The following is a 4,573-nucleotide window of genomic DNA, read 5'->3' as shown; positions in this document are numbered from 1 at the left end:
GCCTTCGAACCAGCTTATAACCTTGATTTGCTTATGAACAAACTCGGCCGCGACTATGTGAACGCCTTCATTAGCTTCAAACCGTGGCCGGCCTGTAAGTGTACGCATCCTGGGATCGACGGGCTGCTGCAATTGCGGCAGAAGCACAACTTCACAGGCGAGGATATTGTTTCAATTGAGCTCGGATTGAATCGTCTCGCTGAAAGTCTTGTGGTTCAGCCGCGCGACCAGAAATGGAACCCGACGGACGCTGTTGTAGCGCGTTTCAGCTTGCCTTACGCCATCTCTGTCGCGGCGCAGCGGGGCCAAGTCGTGATTCGCGATTTCCTTCCAGACGCACTTGAGGATCCGGCTGTGCGCCGGATCATGGCGGCCACCAAGATCGAAGTCGATCCAGAGATCGAACGCACTCGGGGCCTCTATTCTAATTCGCCGGTGACGGTCAAAGTAAAGCTGAAAGGTGGAGCGGAACATTTCATTCGTGTCGACAAAGCATTCGGACACCCAGAAAAGCCGGCTTCCCTCGCCGATGGCATCCAGAAACTCAAAGCTTGTGCCGAAATGTCGATGTTGCCGTTCTCCGAGAAACAACTCGGGTTGATCGGAGACTTCATCCGCGATCTTGACAAGCAGCCCACGTTGGCACCGCTATTCGAGCTGCTAGTGGGCGGTAAGTGGTCTGGTCTCGGGTGAATGTGGGACACAAAGACGAGCTAATTCAGAGCTAGGCGATTTTATGAAAAATTCGGTGCCTTGTCGCCAAGCGATCTTAGTACCCTGAAGTTCGGGTAATGGACTGTCTCGCCTGCGTGATGCGGGTGCACGGGAGCCGGTAACCCGAATAGTGCTCAACAGGATAGTGGCCGAAGACGGTGGGCGTGAGAGAGCAACAGTTCTTGCCCATTCCGTTCAAAGTTCCGCGCTCGGTGCCGCGCTCGCCAACGGTGTGATGGCACACGCTTGCGATTTTGACGACATCAGCGACCCGACGTGCGGGCCCCAACTGCGCCAGCACCCCCTGCGATTTTGGCGGCCGGTGAACTGGCACAACAATCGGGCCGAGATGTCCTTCTCGCATATGCCGCGGCGTAAGACCGTATGTCCGCCTCTGCCGATGAGGTGGCTCGCCCTACACTGCGCGTCCGAGTGTTGCTCGGCGGGCCGAGCCGATCCTCACCACAGGAGGACGAGCCGTGGCGGATTATAGAGAAGCATTTGTCAGAATCGATGTTGCGACGCTGAAGAACGCTATTGCGGTTGCGGAGGCAGGCCGGGAAGGAGAGGTTCGGTTCTTCGGTGAGGTCGACGCGTCGGCGACCAGCATGCGGCGGGTCATAGGCCGGATCGCCAGCCGCTTTGATTACGTGCATTTCTGCTATGAGGCTGGGCCGACCGGGTACGGCCTTTATCGCCTGATCCGGTCGCTCGGGCACGAGTGCACCGTGGTTGCACCATCATTGATACCGAGGAAGCCCGGCGATCGGGTGAAGACGAACCGTCGAGACGCCATTTCCCTTGCCCGGCTATTGCGCGCCGGCGAGCTGACCGCGGTGTGGGTTCCCGATGAAGGGCACGAGTCCATACGGGATCTTGTTCGCGCGCGGGCGGCCGCGGTCGAGACGCTGCGGGTCCATCGCCAGCAGGTGAGCGCATTCATGCTCAAGCACGGCCGTAGCTATCCGCGAAAGAAGAGCTGGACGATGCGCTATCTACGCTGGCTTCAGGAACAAAGGTTCGATCATCCCGCGCATCAGATCGCACTCCAGGAGATGGTCGAGGCGGTGCGCGTCTCGAAAGAGCGGGTCGAGCGGCTGGAGCGTGTGATCGAAGAGTTTGTCCCGACCTGGTCGCTGGCACCGATCGTGTGGGCGCTTCAGACATTGCGTGGGGTAGACCTGATTGTCGCCGTGACGTTCGTCACCGAAGTCGGTGACGCCAGCCGGTTCGAAAGCCCACGCCAGCTCATGGGATATCTCGGTCTGGTCCCCGGCGAGCGCTCAACCGGGGAGACAGTCCGGCGCGGCGGCATCACAAAGGCAGGCAACGGTCGGGTTCGCCACATGTTGGTCGAGAGCGCCTGGACCTATCGACATCCGCCCAAGGTCGGGAAGGCGAAGCTATACCGGTTGGAGAAGGCATCACCGAAGGTGCGTGAGATCGCCTGGAAGGCGCAGTCCCGCCTGACAGCCCGCTACCGCATGCTGAGCGCTCGGGGTAAACGGACAACGGTTGTCTGCACCGCGATCGCCCGTGAACTGGTCGGCTTCATGTGGGCAGTCGCAAGGGAGGCGCGCGTCACCTGATCGCTCGCCGCGACGGCGCATATATCGCGCATGGGCGGAGGCGGGACCACGGCAGGGGAATGGCCGTCAGACGCTTTGTGGCCGGCGAACCGCCGACGCCCGCAGTAAGATAGGAACAGCCCCGGACGCACAATCGGGAATGCGGTAGCCAACCCGCGCATCAGAGCTTGATCACCGACGTCCTTCAGTTCCGCCTCCACCCATGCGCGATCATCAGAATAAGCAGCCGTTCCTTGGATCGGGCGACCTCAAGCGTCCCAAACCTTGACAGCGGACATCAGAGCGGTGTTTCCGGACCACCTTTCGGGAGTGGTCGCGATCTGTGAGGTTGCCGATCCTGTATTGGGATCGGAGATCGCCTTGTGTCTGGACTTGACCTTACGCTTGACCCGGAGCGGCAGCTTCGGCGTTTCGAGGTGATCAACGGTGCCGGCGGTCGGCGTCACTGGTCGGTGGATGACAAGGCGCGGATCATCGCGGAGACGCTGGAGCCGAACGCAGTCATTTCCGAGGTAGCCCGTCGGTATGGCCTTAGGCCGCAGCAGGTCTTCGCCTGGCGCCGCGAAGCGCGCAAACAGGCCACTTCGGTGCAGCAAGATTCTCCTGCCTTTGTGCCGGCGGTTTTGGCGGCGGCGGAACCTATAGCCAGCCGTTCACCGAAGCAGCGGAAACGGCAAGCCACCCGAGGGGAGCGACCCGCCGGGCGTCGCCTATTGTCTATGCGCCGGATCGGAAGGCCGAGCGTCCGATCGCTCATCTGGTGGGCTTTGCCGGAATCTTGCAGGTCGACGGCTATGGCGGCTATCGCGTGCTCGCCGACAAGAGCGGCGTGACGCTCGCCTTCTGCTGGGCACATGTGCGCCGGCGCTTCTACGAGCTCGCCGCGGCCGGTCCCGCGCCAATCGCCAGCGAGGCGCTGAGACGGATCGCGGAACTCTATCGCGTCGAAGACGACATCCGTGGACGATCGGCCGAGCAGCGCCGTGTCGTGCGCCAGGACAGGAGCCGCCCGATCGTCGTCGAACTCGAACCATGGCTTCGCGAAAAGCTCGGGCTGATCAGCCAGAAGACAAAGCTCGCCGAGGCGATCCGCTACACGCTCTCGCGCTGGGAAGGCCTCTCGCGCTTCCTTGAACTGATCGCGACAGCGCCTCGCTGACCAGGCGTTGCGCCGCTGCAACGTAACCGCGCTCAAGAACCGGATCGCCTGCCAAAATTCTTTTGCCCCTGGTTTCCTTCACGATTTCCGTGATGACAGGAAAATCAAAGGTTGCAGGATTCTCGATCGCGCCCGTTTCCTTACCCCTCTCATAGTTGGGCAACTCTCCTTGGTCGGAAGTCAGTATTCCGAGTGAGGCTTCATGTTGCAGTGCCACGTACGCAATGTCCTCAATAGATGGATGTGATCGATCGTATATAGCACTCATTACTGGTTCACTCTGGCTGCATCTTGATTTACCAGGTCTGACCATGCGTCACTCCTCTTCGAGATATCCTTGGTCCGCGAAATGAGCAGTTGTCCGCCGGGATTCACCTGACCCCACCGACGAATGGACGCGACACAGTCCGCAGCGGTGACGGCGCTGCCGTTGTGCCAGCTCAAGCCGTCACGGGGGCTCGAACGTATAAATCCTTTTGTCGTCGGAGACGCCCCACTTCCCCACCATTTGCGGCTGCGCCATATACTTGGAATCGAGCCCAAACAGCGCGTCATGGGTGACAGTCTCGGTCGCTGTCGTCAATATCGGATCTAACACACTGAGGTTACCTAGCATCATCCGGACGGTCCCCGCGTTAGTTGGTGCTGTTTGTGCCTTAAGAACAGATGGGGATCGATATAGCCGCTGCCGCGGCCAAGCCCGCCTTGATCATTTCACGTCGAGAGATTGTCATGGTTTAACCTCGATCGCTCCGCGCCAGCAATCGTCGCTTCTGCCCCTGAGGGCAAATTTAGGCCGGAAACGACTTTAACTGAAGAGACTAGTCTGAAGCAGGGCGGTCGTGGACGCGCCATGCGATACAGTACTGCGATACAGGACGATGAGCTTCGCGACTAAACAAAATCGCGCTATCACGAGCTCGTCTCTCGAGTGATAACAATGCCGAGACGCTCCTGTTCGCACCCTATTCAACTCCTAGCATGATAATTATCCCGGCATTCCGGTGAAGTTCAGTTTCCCGCGCTCTCCACGCCCGCGGCATCAGCGTCGCCGCGATCTCCTGTCGCGTGGTGAGCGCGCTACCCAGATCGCCGGTCAAAACCCCGCCAA

General features: G+C 60.0%; 4 protein-coding genes and 2 pseudogenes. 5 read left to right on the top strand and 1 reads right to left on the bottom strand.

From position 1 onward, the window contains the following. The 5 genes and pseudogenes from AC0L25_RS32105 to AC0L25_RS32085 all read left to right on the top strand — a co-directional run. A partial coding sequence (locus AC0L25_RS32105; protein WP_473599129.1) for an MmgE/PrpD family protein occupies positions 1-693 on the top strand: 693 nt, incomplete at its 5' end. 103 nt (positions 694-796) lie between these two features. Beyond that, on the top strand, positions 797-1,207 hold the full coding sequence (locus tag AC0L25_RS32100; RefSeq protein WP_473599131.1) for an MmgE/PrpD family protein: 411 nt from the start codon (positions 797-799) through the stop codon (positions 1,205-1,207). Then, the gene (locus AC0L25_RS32095) at positions 1,194-2,303 is read left to right on the top strand and encodes an IS110 family RNA-guided transposase (protein ID WP_473599128.1); all 1,110 of its coding nucleotides are present in this window, start codon (positions 1,194-1,196) and stop codon (positions 2,301-2,303) included. Before AC0L25_RS32100 ends, AC0L25_RS32095 begins: the two co-directional genes overlap by 14 nt. Before the next feature lie 362 nt (positions 2,304-2,665). After that, positions 2,666-2,953, top strand: a pseudogene (gene tnpA / locus AC0L25_RS32090) (IS66-like element accessory protein TnpA); the annotation flags it as partial. 25 nt (positions 2,954-2,978) lie between these two features. Then, positions 2,979-3,438 (top strand): annotated as a pseudogene (locus tag AC0L25_RS32085) (IS66 family transposase); the annotation flags it as partial. Positions 3,439-4,118: 680 nt separating this feature from the next. Here the strand turns inward: AC0L25_RS32085 and AC0L25_RS32080 are convergent. Further along, positions 4,119-4,175, bottom strand: coding sequence for a hypothetical protein (locus AC0L25_RS32080; protein WP_473599130.1), 57 nt, complete (start codon positions 4,173-4,175; stop codon positions 4,119-4,121). Positions 4,176-4,573: the final 398 nt, after the last annotated feature.

This window comes from Mesorhizobium sp. WSM4813 (assembly GCF_055811555.1).
Note: the sequence above shows the minus strand (reverse complement) of the source record. Positions and strands in the feature narration are given on the sequence as shown.